This is a genomic window from Salinivibrio sp. ES.052, assembly GCF_900141775.1.
GTDB lineage: Bacteria > Pseudomonadota > Gammaproteobacteria > Enterobacterales > Vibrionaceae > Salinivibrio.
The window spans coordinates 1-18,015 of sequence record NZ_FSRI01000001.1 but is presented as its reverse complement, the minus strand read 5'-3'; the positions used below and the strand labels follow the sequence as shown (position 1 = coordinate 18,015).

Sequence of the window (18,015 nt, the reverse complement as noted above, 5' to 3'; positions counted from 1 at the left end):
CGGACTCACTTACACCTTCACCGTTCCTGCCTTGTTCACGCGTATTAAATAGCAATCGGCGCTTTAATCGTTGGATGCGGGTCGTAGCCTTCAATCTCAAAGTCATCAATTTTATAATCAAAGATAGATGCAGGCTTACGTTTGATCGTCAATGTTGGCAATGAACGCGGCGCACGCTTTAGTTGTTCATGGACAATCTCATCAGTCAGATGGTTATGATAAAGGTGCACATCACCAAAGGTGTGCACAAAGTCCCCCACCTCTAAACCACACTGCTGCGCAACCATATGGGTAAACAATGCATAGCTGGCAATATTGAATGGTACGCCCAAGAAGTAGTCGGCACTGCGTTGATAAAGCTGGCATGAGAGCTTCCCATCGGCCACATAGAACTGGAACAAGCAATGACAAGGGGCTAAGGCCATCTTGCCTTGTTCAGCGTTCTCTGAGGGGCTAACAGACTCATCAGGCAAATCAGCGGGGTTCCACGCGGTAATAATATGACGACGAGAGTTGGGTTTGGCTTTTATTTGCTCAATCAGCTGCTCAATCTGATCGACCGTCGACCCATCAGGGCAGGCCCATGAACGCCACTGAGCCCCATAGACAGGACCTAGATCCCCTTCCTCTGTGGCCCATTCATCCCAAATACGTACCTTATTGTCTTGCAAGTATTGAATGTTGGTCTCGCCGTTAAGGAACCACAAAAGCTCATGGATAATCGCTCGGGTATAGAGTTTTTTGGTCGTTAGCAGTGGAAAGCCCTCAGCAAGGTCGAACCGTAGTTGGCGTCCAAATATCGATCGGGTTCCGACACCAGTGCGATCCCCTCTATCCGTCCCGTTATCGAGAATATCCTGCATCAACGCCTGATACTGCTTCATAGTGTTTCCTACCTTTGACCAAACGAACAAAAGGCACCGCTGGGGTGCCTTGGTGTAATAATACCTACTATACCGCAATCAACTTACATGATCACTGTGTCATCGACTAAGCTTGCGCTGAGGCTCGACGGTAAGCCCACCCCATCATTAAGAGACCGATGATAATCATTGGCAATGACAAAAGCTGCCCCATGCTGAACAAGTCACCAAACAGTCCAAGATGTGCATCTGGCTCACGGAAGTACTCCACCATGAAGCGGAAGGTGCCATAACCGGCTAAGAACAATCCTGACACCGCCCCCATCGGCCGCGATTTTTTGATATAGAGATTAAGGATCACAAACAACGCGACGCCCTCGAGCGCAAATTCATAGAGCTGTGAGGGATGACGAGGCCAAGGTCCGCCGGAAGGAAACACCATCGCCCAAGGCACATCCGTAACGCGTCCCCAAAGTTCACCGTTCATGAAATTCCCTAAACGACCCGCGCCGAGCCCAAATGGCACTAATGGCGCAATAAAATCAGCAACGGTAAAAAAGTGGCGTTGTGTTTTACGCGCATACCATGCCATCGCGGTGATCACGCCCAGCAGGCCACCGTGAAAAGACATGCCTCCTGTCCACACTTTGAATAAGAACAGGGGGTCGGCAAGAAAAGCATCAAATTGATAGAAAAGCACATAACCAATACGCCCCCCGAGGACAACGCCCAAAAAGCCAGCAAAGAGGAGATCGCTCACTTCTTCTTTGCTCCAACCACTGTTCGGTTTTGCCGCACGATGGTTGGCTAGCCACAAGGCAAAGACAAACCCCAATAAATACATCAAGCCGTACCAACGTACAGCGATAGGGCCCAACTCGATTAATATCGGGTCGATTGACGGAAAGGTGAGATAACCTTCAGCCATGAATATGATCCTTTACTTCAACAACATGCTTGCGCCGACAATAACAAGAAAGACGGCAAAAATACGTTTTATTTGCGCAGTGGGTAGCCTCACCGCAAGCTGGGCCCCCACCCGTGTCATCAGCACCGACGTTGACACCACGCCGAGCAAAGCAGGCAAATACAAATATCCGACACTGAGTGGCGGTAAGGGTTCCATTTGACGCCAACCTAACCATACAAAACTTGCCATTCCCCCTAGTGCCAATACCGCTCCACCTGCTGAAGCACTACCAATCGCTTGATGCATACTCACTCCGCGCCAATGCAGGTATGGGACGGTAAACGAGCCGCCCCCGATCCCCGCTAAGCTTGAAAGTGTGCCGATCACCGTGCCCGCCGCTGAGAGCCGCGACCAATGTGGTAAGGGGCGATAACAGTATGGACGGCGATTGAGCAGCATCTGTAACGCCATGGCGAGGACTATCGCACCAAACAGGCGGGGCAACCAATTGTGTGGTAGCTGATCAGCCAGCCCTGCGCCCAAGATGCCACCCAGCATCATGCCAGGGACGAGCGCTTTAACCGCCTCAAGGTGAACATTCCCCAAGCGAAAATGGCGCCAAGCAGAGGCACTCGAGGTCAGTACGATAGTGGCGAGTGAGGTCGCGAGCGCTATGGGCATCACCACTATCGGCGCAATACCGAACGCAGGAAGGAGAAAAGTCAGCGCAGGCACCACGACTAACCCACCACCGATCCCAAGTAGACCAGACAAGGTCCCCACACAGGCACCCAGCAGCATACATACCCCAAAGAGTAGTACCGTTAGGCTGGTTATCATCGCAGTTGCCCAATTTTGACTAATGCATCTAGCCCTTGTGTGGCCAAAAATGCCTCCATTGCCAATCGGATCGCTGAGGGGTCGTCGAAAGTCAGCATGGTACGGGCTTGTCTCACTAACGCCTCATGAGGTAAACGACTCAATAGATATTTAATTTTCGCAACGTTTCGAGTATTCATACTCAGTTGGTGGTACCCCAGCCCCACTAACAACGCCGCTCCCACCGGATCACCGGCAAGCTCACCGCAGACACTCACGGGCAATTGATGCCGTGCACTTACCGTCGCAATGGACGCTAAAGCATGTAATACCGAGGGGTGCAGAGCATCAAAGATATCGGCGACACGTGCATTATTTCGATCCACCGCTAATAGATACTGGGTTAGATCGTTGGTGCCGACAGAAAGAAAGTCGACATCTTGCGCAATATTATCTAGCTGATACAAGATAGAAGGGACTTCCACCATGATACCGAGCAAGGGAATATTAAGGGACGCGCCTGCACGACTCGCTTCTTGACTGACCTCTTGATAGGCACGACTGATCAATGCTTTCGCTTCCAGTAACTCATTGCGCCCAGAGATCATCGGCAACAGTAATTTAAGATTATTTAAGCCAATGCTGGCCCGCAGCATGGCCCGAACTTGGATCAAAAAGATATCAGGATGATCTAAAGTAAAACGGATCCCACGCCAGCCTAAAAACGGATTGTCTTCCTCGACACTTAAATACGGCAGTGGCTTATCCCCACCAATATCTAAGGTGCGCATCACCACAGGCTTATCTGGATAACTGGCAAGAATCGCACGGTATTGTTTGACCTGCTCGTCTTCAGACGGAAAACGGCGCTGCATTAAAAACGGCACTTCCGTGCGAAAGAGCCCAACACCGTCGACACCCTGATTGATCGCGATCTGACTGTCAGCGCTCAGGCCAGCGTTTAAATGGACTTCAATGCGGATACCATCTTGAGTTTGTCCTGGCGCCGCAAGTGCCGTCTCAAAGGTAGACTGTAGGCTCGCTTCCTCTTGCACAAGGTGCTGGTATTCATTGATCAATGCCTCGGCCGGCTCGATCATTAGCACCCCTTTGTGGCCATCGAGGATCACGGGTTTCTGATGGAGCTTGGATGGGGAAAAGCTGACCCCCATCACCGCCGGGATCCCGAGCGCACGAGCAAGGATCGCCGCGTGTGAATTCGCCGCCCCGTCTTCCGCGACCACACCAGAGAGTAAAGCTCGAGGAATTGACGCTAACATACCAGCGGTTAGCTCTCGTGCTAACAGCACAATCGGCGATGAAATCGGTGGCGGGCTACCGGCCGGTGACATCAAAAAATAGAGCAGACGCTGTCCCAGCTCTTTTACATCGCCGGCACGGGCTTTTAAGTAAGGATCATCCATCACAGCAAACCGCGCGGAAAAAGATTCAACCGTTTGTCTCACCGCCCAAGTGGCAGCATCCCCCTGTTGGATCCGCACCGTCATGTCTTCACGCAACATGGGATCGTTGAGCAAATGGACAAAGAGGTCGAAAATCGCCAACGCGTCTTTTTGCAGCTCTTTATCAAAGCGCTTACGCAGGCGGCGAAACTCGGTACTGGCATCGTCAATCGCCGCATCAAGCCGATCAAGCTCTCGCTGGATATCAAGACTCGAGGTGGGGGCGATGTCTTCTAACCGCGGTTGCGAATCATCACACCAAGCTTGAGCAATACCGATTCCCGGAGAGGCTGGCATCCCTTCAAGCAACACAGGCGAGTGAGCGCCTTGCCATCCGCCTTGCGCCTTCGCATGCGCAAACACCACGGCCAATTGCGCCGCTAACGTGACAAGAAAGGATTCTTCGCTTTCGTCGAACTGGCGTGGTTGATGTTGCTGAACCACCAGCACACCAAGCACTTTTTTACGATAGATAATTGGCGTACCGAGAAAAGACTGGAACGCCTCTTCTCCGGTAGCTGGAAAGGGTTTGAACGCTGGGTGCTGACGCGCATATGCCAAGTTCAAAGGCTCAGCGCGTTTACCGACCACACCCACTAGCCCTTCACCAAACGACATAGAAACTTGCGCCGATGGATCCAAGCCTTGCGTTGCCATCAGCTCAAACTGTTGGTCTTCCGCATTAGCAAGGTACACGGAGCAGCACTCGGTCCGCATCGCCACGCAGGTTTGTTGCACCAAAGTGTATAACGCCTGCTCAAGATCGGCAGACGCCGCAACGCTTTGCACAATATTCCTTAACTGCGTGAGCACTTGTCTCTCCTTTACACTTATCCTCGCTTATTCTTACGTCGAGGTTTGCGTTCTTTAAAAGGCATCGCAAGCGGTGCAAATTCTTTCATTGCACGCCGATAGACCTCACGCTTAAACGCCACCACTTGCCGCACTGGATACCAATAGCTTACCCAGCGCCAGCCATCAAATTCCGGCGTCCCACCGCGCGAGACGTTAACCTGTGATTCGTCGCATTCAAGCTTTAGCAAAAACCATTTTTGCTTTTGCCCGATGCACACCGGTTTAGAATCCCAGCGCACAAGGCGTTTGGGTAACTTGTAGCGTAGCCAATGTCGACTAGTCCCCAAGATGCGTACATCTTTTTTAGTCAGCCCCACTTCTTCATACAATTCCCGGTACATCGCTTGTTCAGGGCTTTCCCCTTCATCGATGCCACCTTGTGGAAACTGCCACGAATGCTGACCATATCGACGAGCCCAGAGAACTTGACCGTGGCCGTTACAAATTACTATCCCCACATTGGGACGATAGCCATCGCCATCAATCACTGGACGACCTCAATGATAAATCTCTACTGAACCTGATTTTTTCACAAAAAGCGGTAAGGGGTAAACAAACATTATGGATTGACCTCTGTTTTTGCGCACTCATCGTCATCTGAGGATAACTTAGTCCCTAACAGGAAGTTATAAACATAGCAATGAGAGTTTGCGCACATTTATTCACGCTTTCTGTGGATAGATTTGTGAAGAAGCCTAGAAAAAGTTTATAAATCGAACATGACCCGATCATAAAATGATGAAAAAAAGCGATAATAAAAGATAAAAATCATTTGATATCAATAGTATAAAACTAAAGCTTGCCATAACGATCCTCTCCAGGATCAGGCGATCATCAAATAAACACAGATCGTTCAAAGATCCACCAGTCAGTAAATTATCCACATCAATAGCGCAAAAAAACGTCAATCCCTATGCTTAGCTCGTTTTTATCCAATTAAAGGTACTGTATATTTGATCATGCGAGCGAATAACAGTGCAAACAAATCAGCACCTGTGGATAACCATTGGGGAAACGGGAGGATCCTTGCCGCAGGATCGGGTTGCAGCCCGTATCACAGTTCTTGATAATGCACCTCCGTCATCTAACCAGCAGGATCTCAACACAGTGATACAAGCCCCCGCATCAGAGCAGATATTGATGGAGCGCGCGTTCGCCCTCGCCGGTCTGACTCTTGGCGAAGTCAGTGAGACACTGTCGATCCCTTGTCCAGAGACGCTCACGCGGGAGAAAGGTTGGATTGGGATGTTACTCGAGGCCTGTTTAGGGGCCAACGCGGGAAGTAAACCGGAACAAGATTTTGCTCACCTAGGTATCGAGTTAAAAACCATCCCAGTGAATCGAGATGGTAAACCGTTAGAAACCACTTTTGTCTGTGTCGCCCCACTCACCGGTATTGCAGGAGTCAGGTGGGAAACAAGCCACGTACGACAAAAATTGTCTCGTGTCTTGTGGATCCCGGTCGAAGGTGAACGTGATATTCCGGTGGCCGAACGTCGAATCGGTACACCACTATTATGGTCTCCCAGCGAGAAAGAGGAAGCACGACTGCGCGCCGACTGGGAGGAGTTAATGGATGGGGTGGCACTGGGTCGGGTGACCGAAATGACTGCCCACCAAGGTGAGTGCCTACAACTGCGACCCAAAGCGGCCAACAGCAAAGCACTCACAGACGCTTTCGGTCCGAATGGCGAGCCTATTCGTACTTTACCGCGTGGCTTTTATTTGCGCACCCAGTTTACCCACCACATCTTGCGTCGTTATTTTGTGGATCCGAGATAGTCGTTGTCAATCCGAGATAAACATCGATCCCACGAATCATAGCGGCGCATTCGCCGCTTTGCTGACGGCCATCAAAAACGGATTGGCATATCTTCTCGACAGCTCGGTTCGCCCCCTGTCGCAAACTCATCGTAAGGATCCATCAAGCGTAATACACCCTTTTCAATCCCCAGGGCTTTGAGTTTCTCACCCACCTGTCCGACATGATCAAACTGCATCACTTCCCCGGTTTGATCAGAGCGTAAAGGCTCTAGCTCGTGCTTCACCTCTACTTCGACCGAGTATTTCGCCCCTCCCGCATGTGCCATGACATAACATGGTGGACATGAGCGAGGATCCGCGCGCATCCATGCTTTAAGCTGAGAATAGTTCATCTGTCCTTCCTCTACGTTGTGCTTCCTCTTGTCCATCGTGCCTGAAATGCAATGCCTCATTTAGACCGGCCACTGTCGGACAACCTATTCATTAATGGTCAATATTTAACCAACTGTCAAGCTGCGACTAAACCGCTTTCGATCATTTTTAAAATTCTCTACTATGGACTGCCACAGGTCGATTGCAGACAAGGAGAAAGGATGCAATACCACCGTTTGCCCCATTCCTCACTAGACGTGAGTAAAGTGTGCTTAGGCACCATGACATTTGGTGAGCAAAATAGTGAAGCTGACGCCCATGCACAGCTCGATCTTGCCTTTGAGCGGGGCGTGAACTTCATTGATACTGCTGAAATGTATCCCGTCCCCCCCAGCCAGCCCACACAAGGGTTAACCGAACAGTATATCGGCAGCTGGTTAGAAAAATCCGGAAAACGCGATCGTGTTGTTCTCGCCACCAAGGTAGCCGGACCACGCAATGTGCCCTATATCCGTGACAATATGTCGCTCAACCGACGCCATATTCATCAAGCCGTTGAAGATAGCCTGACGCGACTGAAAACCGACTATATCGATTTGTATCAAGTCCACTGGCCGCAACGGCATAATAACTGTTTTGGTAAGCTCAATTATCCATATCAAGATGAACACTCTGGGGTCACGATTCTCGATACTCTGGATGCACTGAATGAACTCGTCCAAGCGGGAAAAATTCGCTATATCGGCGTCTCAAACGAAACGCCTTGGGGCGTGATGCGCTATTTGCATCTGGCAGAGAAGCATAGCCTGACGCGCATTGTCTCTATTCAGAACCCCTATAATTTGCTTAACCGTACTTTCGAAGTAGGGTTATCGGAAATCAGTCATCATGAAGGCGTCGAGTTGCTCGCCTACTCGCCGCTCGCCTTTGGCGCGCTTAGCGGTAAATACTTGCAAGGCGCACGCCCGAAAGGGGCCCGTTGTACACTGCACCAACGCTTCGCGCGCTACTTTACCGAGTCAGGGCACAAGGCGACGCAAGAATACGTCGATCTTGCCCAACGCCACGGCCTCGATCCTGCACAAATGGCACTCGCGTTTGTGAATAGTCGTCCTTTTGTCGCCTCTAACATCATTGGTGCCACGACGCTAAAACAGCTCGAGAGTAATCTCGATAGCTTGGATCTGACGCTGAGTGACGATGTGCTTGCCGGGATTGATGAGATCGCTAACCGCTATCCCAACCCCTGCCCTTAGATCGCAAACGGCAGCCAATTTGGCTGCCGCACAGTGTTTTATTCGAGGATGGGGCGGCGTATCAACCGATACGCCGCTTCCTGGGGCCCATTATAGCCACCGCCATCGTCGTCGCCATGTCACAAGATAACGTTTTGCCGCAAATTGTGTGCTAACGGGCAAGGTATCTTGCTTATCAGGCGCAATACCAATATCACGCTGTAGGTGACGATTTAACGACACATCTGTGTAGCGGTAACGGTGCGTGCTCGCACGACGCTGACGAATCGCATCCAAACGCACCAGCGCTTGGGCTAAGGGTAATAAAGATAGTTGAGTCATGATGGCTCTCCTTTTCGGTTATAGGAGGCCACAGGCATAAAGCGAAGTGGGACTGCAAATTGGCCGCGTTATACCTGCGACCAGTTACAGTTGGACGCAGAGTCAGATGCGTGAGCGGGTATCCTGAGCCAAGTGGTTGGCACAGTGACGCGCAGAGGCAACGATGACATCGAGTTTTTTCATCGGAAAATAAGTCATGGCATTTACCTCCTAGGCATATGAATCTGCGTGAATGGAACCAATAGTATTCAATATCTTATAATTAATATCAATAAGTTATATGAATATTATTCAAATAAAGCGCAACGCTCTGTCTAGCAATAAAGACATGGGGGATTGTGCTAACCAGTCCTCTAATCATCGATAAAACTCAATCAGTTGTGCTATCGACGTGATATTAGATGCCTTTATGACCGGTACTGATGCGCTATTATCGAGGCGTCACAAGAGGAAGGGGAATGGCGCGAGCGACCCTACGTTTAGCCGCTCGCTAATAATGCTATGTGCGTTGATGATTGATTATCAATGACACCTCAGTGCTGAACAATCAGCAAAGTCTTTAAGCCCGTGTCAGTTGCGTCATTTCTTCGCGGACTTGCGGTACGGTTAAGCCGACAATAATTTGAAAACTATCACCATTACGCACCATGTTTACCGCACCATGTGCTTGGAAATATTGCGTTTCCGCCACTTTTTCTGGCTCATGTACCTTGATACGTAACCGTGTGGCACAATTGGTAAGCAGAGCAATGTTGTCTTTGCCACCCAACCCTTCAATAAACGCACTCGCTTGTCCACCGTCAGTCACATCGCTCGATGAGTCACTCTTCTGTTGCGCGCCCTTATAATCGGCTTTGGTATATAACTTCGCCTCCGTGCTACCTCGACCAGGGGTGGGAATATCAAACTTCAAAATCAACGCGCGGAATACCACAAAGTAGATGGCGGTAAAACTCAGACCGATAAGCACTTGTGCAATATATGTGGTGCCATGCAAGCTGCCTAGCGGTAGCCAATTTTGAAAAATAAAGTCGATAAGTCCAGTTTGAAAGTTACCTGAAACACCAAACCAATAGGCAATGGTTGCCATGGTGGCCGCCAATACCGCGTGGAGTGCAAACAATGCCGGCGCGATGAACAGGAAGGTAAACTCAATTGGCTCAGTGATCCCAGTAAGAATGGCCGTCAATGCCGCACCGAGGACTAAACCGAGCACCATTTTCTTGTTTTCTGGTTTCGCGGTTGCGTAAAGCGCCATAGCAATACCTGTACAGCCAAAGACTTTCCCCATCCCAGTCAACATCAAGCCACCTTGTGGGAATTGCTCAGTTAAAGGCGCAGGGTTGCTGGCAAAGTTTTGGATATTTTGAATCCAATGCGCCACCGTGCCGCCATCCACCGCTACAGGTCCATAGAATACGGGACCGTAGACAAAGTGATGCAAACCCGTTGGGATCATAATTCGCTCAAGGAAAGTGAACATCCATACCCCGAACGATCCCGCACCGACTAAAAAGGTTTGTAGATTATTAATGCCGTGCTGAATACTTGGCCAAGTAAAACAGGTGATGATCGCCATGAGTACCATGATCGGGAAACTCACAATAACCACCAAAGGTGTGCCACCAAATACCGCCGCCCAGTTTGGCAGTTTTTTGTCGAAGAAACGGTTGTGAACCCAAACGGAGAGGCTAGCAATGACGATGGCGCCCAATAGGTTAGTATCCAAAGTCAATATACCGCCCACATCAGTAAGCCCACGCTCACCCTCCACATAGTTCACCCCAAGCTCAGGTCCCCAAAACTGTAAAATGCCACCAATCACATAATTAAAGGTGATGTATGACACCAGAGTGGCAAGCACTGCGCGCCCGGATGCAGATTTTGCTAGTGCTATCGGTAACCCGACCGCAAACACTAACGCCATATTTTTAAACACCGCCAACGAGGCTTGGAGTAGGATCGTTGACACTTTTACCCATGCACTGCCTTCCACTGCCCAAGGAAAGAGATCTTGGTTAAGCAGCATCACCGATAAGCCTAATAACATACCGGCCGCAGGAAAGAGGAGCACAGGGACAAACATTGCTGCGCCAAAGCGCTGGATCATATCTTTCATGATGATCGCTCCCAAATGTTGGCCCCAGATAGTATCTGGGGCATAATATTATTGTTGAAATTGAGGTAGATAGTCCGCATTAACGCGTAAAAGCTCATCGACGATTTGTTGCGCTTTTGGCACATCTACGACGGTGCGATTAAGCGTTAGCGCGTTGACCAGTGTTTGTCGATCCCCGCTAAACCACGCATCCACGACCAGCTTTTCGTAGCCGAGTTGGCCTTCTATCAGTGCTTTTTGGAACGTAGGGATGGTGCCAACGGCAAAACGTTTCGGGCCGTCATTGGTTAACGCTGCCGGGACTTCAACCATGGCATCATTCTGAATATTTGGAATCGCGCCATCGTTTGGCACGATCACCAGATACGTCTCACCACGGTTATATGCCAACGAGGCCGCCACGCGAACCATGTAACGCCCATGAATGTCTGCGTGAAGGTGCTCATGGGCGGTGGTGCCCGCGGCAATGATGCGATCATTCAAACTAAACACCCGCTTTTCTCGCCCGTTGATCACTTGGCGCGCACGCGTATTAGCAATATCTTCTTTTTCCACCATTTTTTCTGGATATAAGTAGTATTGCAGGTAAGTATTGGGTAAATACTGCGGGTTGTCTTTTAGCATGGTTTGCATGTTCTTGAACGTTGCCTGCCATGAAGGGTCATCCGCAATTTCTGGATCAACGGCACTGATCCCCTCTTCCAAAATGATGCGTTTAATCTCAGCGGTCAGGTCGACACCTTCTCGGTTTCGTACCTTGGTAAACCACCCAAAGTGATTCAGCCCAAAGTATTCCGGCACCAAATCCCAGATTTCGCAGCCGAGTAATTGTGCATAACTCACCATAATGGCGGCGGGCATGTCGCAGATATTTAGAATGCGGTTGTCATGAGGAAACTCACGCTGTAAGGCTTCAGCGACAATGGCTGCTGGGTTGGTATAGTTTAAAATCCAGGCATCTGGGGCAAAGTGACGGATGTCATTCACGAGAGTGATCATGTCACCTATCGAGCGTAGCCCATACGCCATTCCACCCGCGCCACAGGTTTCTTGACCGACACAGCCATAAGAGAGTGGAACCTGCTCATCACGCTCACGCATTGGTAACCCACCCGTGCGGATCTGAATAAAGAAGAAATCGGCATCTGAAAATGCGGTTTCTTTATCCGTGGTATAAACGAACTCCTCGACCTCAGAATAGGCCTCACGCAGTAAGATTTCTGTTGCTTTTGCGTTTGAAGCTTGTCTTTGTTCATCAATGTCATAGAAGGTGATTTTGCTTAGCGGAAATGCTTCTTTTTCAGCAATCAAGCTATTGATCATCCCCAGTGTATAGGTGCTTCCACCCCCGACGATAGTGAGCTTTTGTGGTTTCATCATCGTGTCTCCTCTTAATATGTATCTTTAAAGTATTACATTAATAATACTTTAAGAATACACAAAAGGGCATTTATTGATCGAAAGCACAATGAAAATCTATTTATGTACTTCAAATGTATTATCGATCACAGTTTGTTATGATGGGGAATGCAGCTAAAAGGAGCCGACATGTTGAAACCTCGCTACATGCAAATAGCCGATTTACTCACCGAGCAGATTAAAGATGGCACCCTGACACCAGGCGCGATGATGCCGACTGAGGCCACGCTACAGGCTACCTATGACGTCAGCCGCGTCACGATACGTAAGGCGATGAAGGTGTTGGTTGATAACGATCTCCTCTACCGCGTCCGAGGTAGCGGCAGTTATGTAAAAGCACCTAAAGCACAGCACAACGCCTTTCAACTGATGGGCTTTATCGAAGAAGTCTCAGCGCAAGGCAAAACACCCAGCTCAAAAGTGATCGCATTTGAAACGTCACCTTGCAGCCACACCATTGCCAGCAAGTTAAACGTGGAGGAAGGGACGTTGATTTATGAAATACAACGTCTTCGTTTGATTGATGGCGAGCCAGAAATCCTTGAGTGCACATACCTGCCGGTGGCCATGTTTACCGATCTCAGTATCGAAGTAATGCAAACATCAAAATACGACTATATCGAGCGACATAAGGGGATGCAGATCGCGAAAAGTCGACAATGTGTGTGGCCAGATAGCACCTCAACGCTCCTCGCGAAACAGCTCAATACCCGTGAAAACACCCCTATCCTAAGGGTCGAATCAGTCAGTGAGCTCGTCGACGGGACACCGTTTGAATACACGGTGAATTACTTCCGTCTATATCAGTACAGCTTTGAGTTCATCGCTCACCGTCAAACACCACAATAAGTCGTCTCACGACTGCCTCTTAGTTGCGTTGTCGGTCATTACGTGTAATCTGGCCGCATTATCCAACCTCGACCGGAAATCTGATGAGAACAAAGGCAGATAGATGGCGTCACGCTATCGGTTTTGAATTAACGGGCTTGATCTTGGTAGTCTTGGGGCTCAATTGGGTCCTCGGCGCCGGGATTGGCCACCTTGGGATCATGGGTGCGATTTTTTCGGTCCTCGCCACCCTATGGAACTATGTCTACAACATTGGATTTGATAAGGCGATGCTAGCATGGCGCGGCTCGGTGCTCAAAACCTTACCTTTGCGTCTACTCCATGCAGTGATTTTTGAGGCAGGTCTGCTGGTCGCGACCATCCCCTTTATCATGTGGTGGCTGTCGATGAGCTTTTGGCAAGCACTCAGTATGGATATTGGGCTAGTGGTATTTTATCTGGTGTATGCGTTTGTCTATAACTGGCTGTATGACTCTCTCTTTCCTATCCCAGATACCCACTCCCAGCAAGGCTGAGTGCCTCAGTCCTTCAGATTGACGCGCAAAAATTACTGACGGAAAGCGCGTGGAGAGGGGATCAGGTTGTGCTTGTTCAATAGCCGATACATGGTCGCACGTGAGACACCCAGCTCTTTGGCTGCGGCCGATACTTGGCCCTTATTTTCCTCGAGTACCGCAATAAGCGCGTCTCGCTCAGACTCCTCTCGGATTTTACGCAGGCTTTGTTTATAGTCGCCCTGACGTGGCAAGTCGAGGTGTTCAGCATCAATGACTAAATGATCAGCCAACAACACTGCGCGTTTCACCTGATTGATTAACTCGCGCACATTGCCCGGCCATGAGTAACTGCTTAGTACACGTTTTGCTTCATCAGAAAAGGTTCTCGCTTGTGTGTTGTACTGACGGGCAAACTTAAGCAAAAAGTATTCGGCTAAATCAGGGACATCAGGCTGACGGTCTTTTAACGAGGGCATATTAACCCGAAGCACGTTCAAACGGTAATACAAGTCTTCGCGAAAAAGTCCCTCAGCCACGCGCTTCTCCAAGTCCATATGAGTGGAAGCAATGACCCGTATATCTAAGTCTTGACTGTATTTATCGTGGCTAATGTCTAAGGTTCCTTCTTGCAATAAGTGCAAGAGATGCCCTTGTAGATGAAGCGGCAAGTCACCGATTTCATCAAAAAACAAAGAACCTTTGTGGCACTGACGGATTTTACCGGGTGAGTGTTCGTCGCCAAGTAGAGCATGCTGCGTTTGTTCATCCGCTAAGGCCGAACATTTGATCGACTCAAACGGTGCCTTCGCCCGCGTCGATGCATGATGGATCGCTTGGGCAACAAGCTCTTTTCCCGTCCCACTTTCACCCGCAACCAATACAGAGACATCCGTTGGTGCTATACGTCTCACTTGATCACGCAGCTTTCTCATCGCCGGGCTAGCGCCCTCCAAGCCCATGTCACTGTGATCACTCAACTGAGGCCAAATCTGACGCTCCAAACGTAACATGCCAAGTTGATGCCCTATGGTACTCATCAGTTGCGAGTTAGGAACGGGGGACGTGAAATAATCAATACAAAAACTAACAATAAACTGGCAGATAGCTTCGTTGTTCAGTTGGTTCTCTCTCACCAACGCTAACCAGCGAACCTGTTTGTTACGGTTAACGAGCGATGCCACCCCATTGAGACTGAAATCATCATGGCTGAGATCAACAATACCAATACAAGGGCCAATATCTTGTAGCAGTGACTGTGCCGCGCGTAAATCATAGCAACGGTGGCAGTGCCAACCGGCTTGTTCAAGAGTGGCTAACCAAGGCTCATACGTTCCGCCGACAACAATGAGTGAGCTTAAGGTTTTGTCATTCCCCGCGTCTAATCCCATAACACCTGCCTTACATCCAGTCTGTCATACTGCCAGTCAACCAAAACCCTATTATAAAGAAGGGGCCACCTGATTCTGTCTCAATAAAGAGACATTAGCAGGGACACTGTACGCATAATTTTAGTCAAGTAGAAAAAATAACCAGATAAAATATCGTGATTTTATGGCAGTACAATGACGTCCAGCACAAAAAAAGCGGCTCTGGGAGCCGCTTTCACTATGGGCAGTTCTACGTTAGCTTCCCTGTTGAGGGCGCATCGCTGGAAACAGGATCACGTCACGGATCGTATGGGTGTTAGTGAATAACATCACTAAACGGTCGATCCCAATGCCTTGACCCGCCGTTGGCGGCAATCCATGCTCTAGCGCATTGATATAATCCGCATCGTAATACATGGCTTCGTCATCACCGGCATCTTTAGCATCAACTTGAGCTTTAAACCGCGCATCTTGGTCTTCTGCATCATTCAGCTCCGAGAAGCCATTAGCCACTTCACGACCACCGACGAAGAATTCAAAACGGTCAGTCACAAACAAGTTGTCATCGTTTCGGCGTGCCAACGGTGAAATATCGGCTGGGTATTCGGTGATAAAGGTCGGCTGAATCAGCTGTGGCTCCGCGGTTTCTCCGAAGATCTCTTCCAACAGTTGGCCGGCAGTCCAGAACGATTCAACACTGATTTTCAAAGATTTAGCAATCGCCGCTAAGTGATCACGATCTTGAACATTGTCGTTGTTAAGTGCTTGGATTTCAGCATGATCAGGATTGTACTGCTTAATCGCATCAAGCATAGTGATGCGTGGATATGGCCCGGCAAAGTTTATCTCGTGATCGCCATAAGGCATCACCGACTGCCCCATCACTTCCAGTGCCACGCGTGACAGCATGTCTTCGGTGAGATCCATCAGATCGTTATAATCGGCATACGCCATATAGAATTCCATCATGGTGAATTCTGGGTTATGGCGTGGTGATAGCCCTTCATTACGGAAGTTACGGTTAACTTCGAACACGCGCTCAAAGCCGCCAACCACGAGACGCTTTAAGTAAAGCTCTGGCGCCACACGTAAGTACATGTCGATATCTAACGCATTATGATGGGTGGTAAACGGACGTGCTGTCGCTCCGCCTGGGATGACATGCATCATCGGCGTTTCCACTTCCATAAAGTGTTTTTCTACCATGTAGTTACGAATGGCGGTCACGACACTTGAACGCACTTGAAATGCGTGACGTGACTCTTCGTTCACAATCAAGTCGACATAACGTTGGCGATAACGGAGCTCTTGATCCGCCAGGCCATGGAATTTTTCAGGCAGTGGCCGCAAGGCCTTGGTCAGTAACTGGTAGCGTTCCATGTTGACATAGAGATCGCCTTTGCCCGACTTGTGCAGCGCACCATGGACACCAATAATGTCACCAATATCCAGGCCTTGATACTCGGCTTTCAGTGCTTTTTGGACCTCTTTTGAGGCGTAAGCCTGAACCCGTCCTGACACATCTTGCACCACCAAAAACGGCCCACGTTTGGCCATGATACGGCCCGCAATGGTCACTTTATGGTCGAGTGTTTCGAGTTCCGCTTTCTCTTTTTCGCCAAACTCAGCCTGTAGGTCAGCGGCAAGATGTTCACGACGGAAGTCATTAGGATGGCCGTTTGCCTTACAGTTTTCACGAATGTGATTCAGTTTGGCGCGACGCTCGGCAATCAGCTTATTTTCGTCTGGTAACTGGTCAGTCATAGAAAACCCTTAACATTAAATCGTGATTACAGGCCAGATTTGAGGCTGGCTTCGATAAATTTATCTAAATTGCCGTCAAGAACGGCCTGTGTATTACGGTTTTCAACACCGGTACGCAAATCTTTGATACGGGAATCATCTAATACGTAGGAGCGGATCTGACTGCCCCAACCGATATCCGACTTCGCATCTTCGTTGGCTTGTTTTTCCGCATTTTGCTTTTGTAGCTCAAGTTCAAACAGTTTCGCTCGGAGCTGCTTCATCGCCTGATCTTTGTTTTTGTGTTGTGAGCGATCATTTTGACACTGCACCACCGCATTGGTGGGGATGTGGGTAATACGTACCGCTGACTCTGTGGTATTGACGTGCTGTCCCCCTGCCCCTGAGGCGCGGTAGACATCAATACGCAGATCCGATGGATTAATGTCGATCTCAATATCGTCATCGATTTCCGGATACACAAATGCAGAGGCAAATGAGGTATGACGGCGTCCACCGGAATCAAACGGAGATTTACGTACCAAACGGTGCACGCCTGTTTCAGTGCGCAACCAGCCGTAGGCATACTCACCCGAAATACGCACAGTGGCGGATTTAAGCCCTGCCACATCGCCTTCAGACACTTCAATGACTTCGGCTTTAAAGCCTTTGGCATCGGCCCAGCGCAGATACATGCGTAGCATCATGTTGGTCCAATCTTGTGCTTCTGTGCCACCAGACCCTGCTTGAAGGTCTATGTAGCTATCGGAGGCATCATGTTCGCCGGAGAACATGCGACGGAACTCAAGCTTAGTGAGCTTGTCTTCAAGATCAGCCAATTCGGGCTCAATTTCATCAAAGGTTTCTTGATCGTCTTCTTCGACGGCAAGCGTCAGTAGCTCATTAACATCTTCGCCACCTTGCGTCAGTTGATCGATGGTATCGACCACCGCCTCCAATGACGCGCGCTCTTTACCCAACGCTTGCGCACGTTGTGGTTCGTTCCACACATCCGGTTGTTCTAATTCGGCATTGACTTCTTCTAGACGCTCTTTCTTGGCGTCATAGTCAAAGATACCCCCGAAGGACATCGGTGCGTTCAGCGATATCCGCGAGGCGATTTTTGATTGGATTAATCTCAAACATGGTCAAGCATCTTCATTAATTAGCGGAAATTTAACCGCCGAATTTTAGCGAATTGTCACGCCAATAAACAGGGCGTGATGAAAAAAGCCGCATAATTAAGCGACTTCAAGGTGAGAAACGATCAACTGAGCGCTACGGTTACCGCGAAATTCATTAATATCCAGTCGATAGACCAAATGAAGTGTTTTTGCACTTGGATCTGGCCAGCGACGTAAATCGATATTAAACGCAATCGCATCAATCATGGTGCCA

At 49.3% G+C, this 18,015-nt stretch carries 17 protein-coding genes; 4 read left to right on the top strand and 13 right to left on the bottom strand.

What is annotated here, in order from left to right:
* Nucleotides 1-44 precede the first annotated feature (44 nt).
* The 5 genes from BUQ98_RS00080 to rppH form a co-directional block, all read right to left on the bottom strand.
* Entirely contained in the window at nucleotides 45-884 is an 840-nt protein-coding gene (locus BUQ98_RS00080; protein ID WP_074211933.1) for a thymidylate synthase, read from the bottom strand.
* A gap of 106 nt (nucleotides 885-990) precedes the next feature.
* Nucleotides 991-1,791 carry a prolipoprotein diacylglyceryl transferase gene (gene lgt, locus BUQ98_RS00075; RefSeq protein WP_074211932.1) on the bottom strand — a complete coding sequence of 267 codons (801 nt, stop codon included), beginning with the start codon at nucleotides 1,789-1,791 and terminating at the stop codon, nucleotides 991-993.
* A 12-nt stretch (nucleotides 1,792-1,803) separates the two neighbouring features.
* Nucleotides 1,804-2,613 (bottom strand): sulfite exporter TauE/SafE family protein, encoded by an 810-nt coding sequence (locus BUQ98_RS00070; protein WP_074211931.1) that lies wholly within the window; start codon nucleotides 2,611-2,613, stop codon nucleotides 1,804-1,806.
* Nucleotides 2,610-4,868 carry a phosphoenolpyruvate--protein phosphotransferase gene (gene ptsP / locus BUQ98_RS00065; RefSeq protein ID WP_074211930.1) on the bottom strand — a complete coding sequence of 753 codons (2,259 nt, stop codon included), beginning with the start codon at nucleotides 4,866-4,868 and terminating at the stop codon, nucleotides 2,610-2,612. Before ptsP ends, BUQ98_RS00070 begins: the two co-directional genes overlap by 4 nt.
* 17 nt (nucleotides 4,869-4,885) lie before the next feature.
* The gene (gene rppH / locus BUQ98_RS00060) at nucleotides 4,886-5,398 is read right to left on the bottom strand and encodes an RNA pyrophosphohydrolase (protein ID WP_074211929.1); all 513 of its coding nucleotides are present in this window, start codon (nucleotides 5,396-5,398) and stop codon (nucleotides 4,886-4,888) included.
* A 619-nt stretch (nucleotides 5,399-6,017) separates the two neighbouring features.
* On the opposite strand from rppH, the gene mutH reads away from it, so the two are divergent.
* The gene (gene mutH, locus BUQ98_RS00055; protein WP_074213526.1) at nucleotides 6,018-6,692 is read left to right on the top strand and encodes a DNA mismatch repair endonuclease MutH; all 675 of its coding nucleotides are present in this window, start codon (nucleotides 6,018-6,020) and stop codon (nucleotides 6,690-6,692) included.
* Nucleotides 6,693-6,763: 71 nt separating this feature from the next.
* Here the strand turns inward: mutH and BUQ98_RS00050 are convergent, their stop codons facing one another.
* Nucleotides 6,764-7,066 (bottom strand): DUF6482 family protein, encoded by a 303-nt coding sequence (locus tag BUQ98_RS00050; RefSeq protein WP_074211928.1) that lies wholly within the window; start codon nucleotides 7,064-7,066, stop codon nucleotides 6,764-6,766.
* Between the two features lie 201 nt (nucleotides 7,067-7,267).
* Between BUQ98_RS00050 and BUQ98_RS00045 the strand changes: the two genes are divergently transcribed.
* Nucleotides 7,268-8,302: an NADP(H)-dependent aldo-keto reductase gene (locus BUQ98_RS00045; RefSeq protein WP_074211927.1), complete on the top strand. Its 1,035-nt coding sequence runs from the start codon at nucleotides 7,268-7,270 to the stop codon at nucleotides 8,300-8,302.
* A 90-nt stretch (nucleotides 8,303-8,392) separates the two neighbouring features.
* On the opposite strand, the gene BUQ98_RS00040 is transcribed toward BUQ98_RS00045, so the two are convergent.
* The 3 genes from BUQ98_RS00040 to BUQ98_RS00030 all read right to left on the bottom strand — a co-directional run bounded on the left by BUQ98_RS00040 (nucleotide 8,393) and on the right by BUQ98_RS00030 (nucleotide 12,122).
* Nucleotides 8,393-8,623, bottom strand: coding sequence for a hypothetical protein (locus BUQ98_RS00040; RefSeq protein WP_074211926.1), 231 nt, complete (start codon nucleotides 8,621-8,623; stop codon nucleotides 8,393-8,395).
* 559 nt (nucleotides 8,624-9,182) lie between these two features.
* Nucleotides 9,183-10,742 (bottom strand): alpha-glucoside-specific PTS transporter subunit IIBC, encoded by a 1,560-nt coding sequence (locus BUQ98_RS00035; RefSeq protein ID WP_074211925.1) that lies wholly within the window; start codon nucleotides 10,740-10,742, stop codon nucleotides 9,183-9,185.
* Nucleotides 10,743-10,790: 48 nt separating this feature from the next.
* A complete protein-coding gene (locus BUQ98_RS00030; RefSeq protein WP_254813850.1) occupies nucleotides 10,791-12,122 on the bottom strand; it encodes a 6-phospho-alpha-glucosidase in 1,332 nt (443 codons plus the stop codon).
* Between the two features lie 168 nt (nucleotides 12,123-12,290).
* Here BUQ98_RS00030 and BUQ98_RS00025 point away from each other — a divergent pair, with 168 nt between their 5' ends.
* Both BUQ98_RS00025 and BUQ98_RS00020 read left to right on the top strand, forming a co-directional pair.
* Entirely contained in the window at nucleotides 12,291-13,010 is a 720-nt protein-coding gene (locus tag BUQ98_RS00025) for a GntR family transcriptional regulator (protein WP_074211924.1), read from the top strand.
* Between the two features lie 83 nt (nucleotides 13,011-13,093).
* Nucleotides 13,094-13,525 carry a PACE efflux transporter gene (locus BUQ98_RS00020; protein WP_074211923.1) on the top strand — a complete coding sequence of 144 codons (432 nt, stop codon included), beginning with the start codon at nucleotides 13,094-13,096 and terminating at the stop codon, nucleotides 13,523-13,525.
* A 32-nt stretch (nucleotides 13,526-13,557) separates the two neighbouring features.
* Here the strand turns inward: BUQ98_RS00020 and BUQ98_RS00015 are convergent, their stop codons facing one another.
* From BUQ98_RS00015 to BUQ98_RS16985, 4 genes are all read right to left on the bottom strand, one after another.
* Nucleotides 13,558-14,895 (bottom strand): sigma-54-dependent transcriptional regulator, encoded by a 1,338-nt coding sequence (locus BUQ98_RS00015; protein ID WP_074211922.1) that lies wholly within the window; start codon nucleotides 14,893-14,895, stop codon nucleotides 13,558-13,560.
* 234 nt (nucleotides 14,896-15,129) lie between these two features.
* Nucleotides 15,130-16,638, bottom strand: a complete 1,509-nt coding sequence (gene lysS, locus BUQ98_RS00010) for a lysine--tRNA ligase (protein WP_074211921.1) — start codon at nucleotides 16,636-16,638, stop codon at nucleotides 15,130-15,132.
* A 26-nt stretch (nucleotides 16,639-16,664) separates the two neighbouring features.
* Nucleotides 16,665-17,763 (bottom strand): peptide chain release factor 2 gene (prfB, locus tag BUQ98_RS00005; RefSeq protein ID WP_139294596.1). Its coding sequence is split into 2 segments (ribosomal slippage): nucleotides 16,665-17,687 and nucleotides 17,689-17,763, totalling 1,098 coding nucleotides; the frame shifts between segments, so codons are not numbered across the junction.
* A 95-nt stretch (nucleotides 17,764-17,858) separates the two neighbouring features.
* Nucleotides 17,859-18,015: hypothetical protein (locus BUQ98_RS16985; RefSeq protein WP_175566268.1), on the bottom strand; the 157-nt coding region annotated here is incomplete at its 5' end.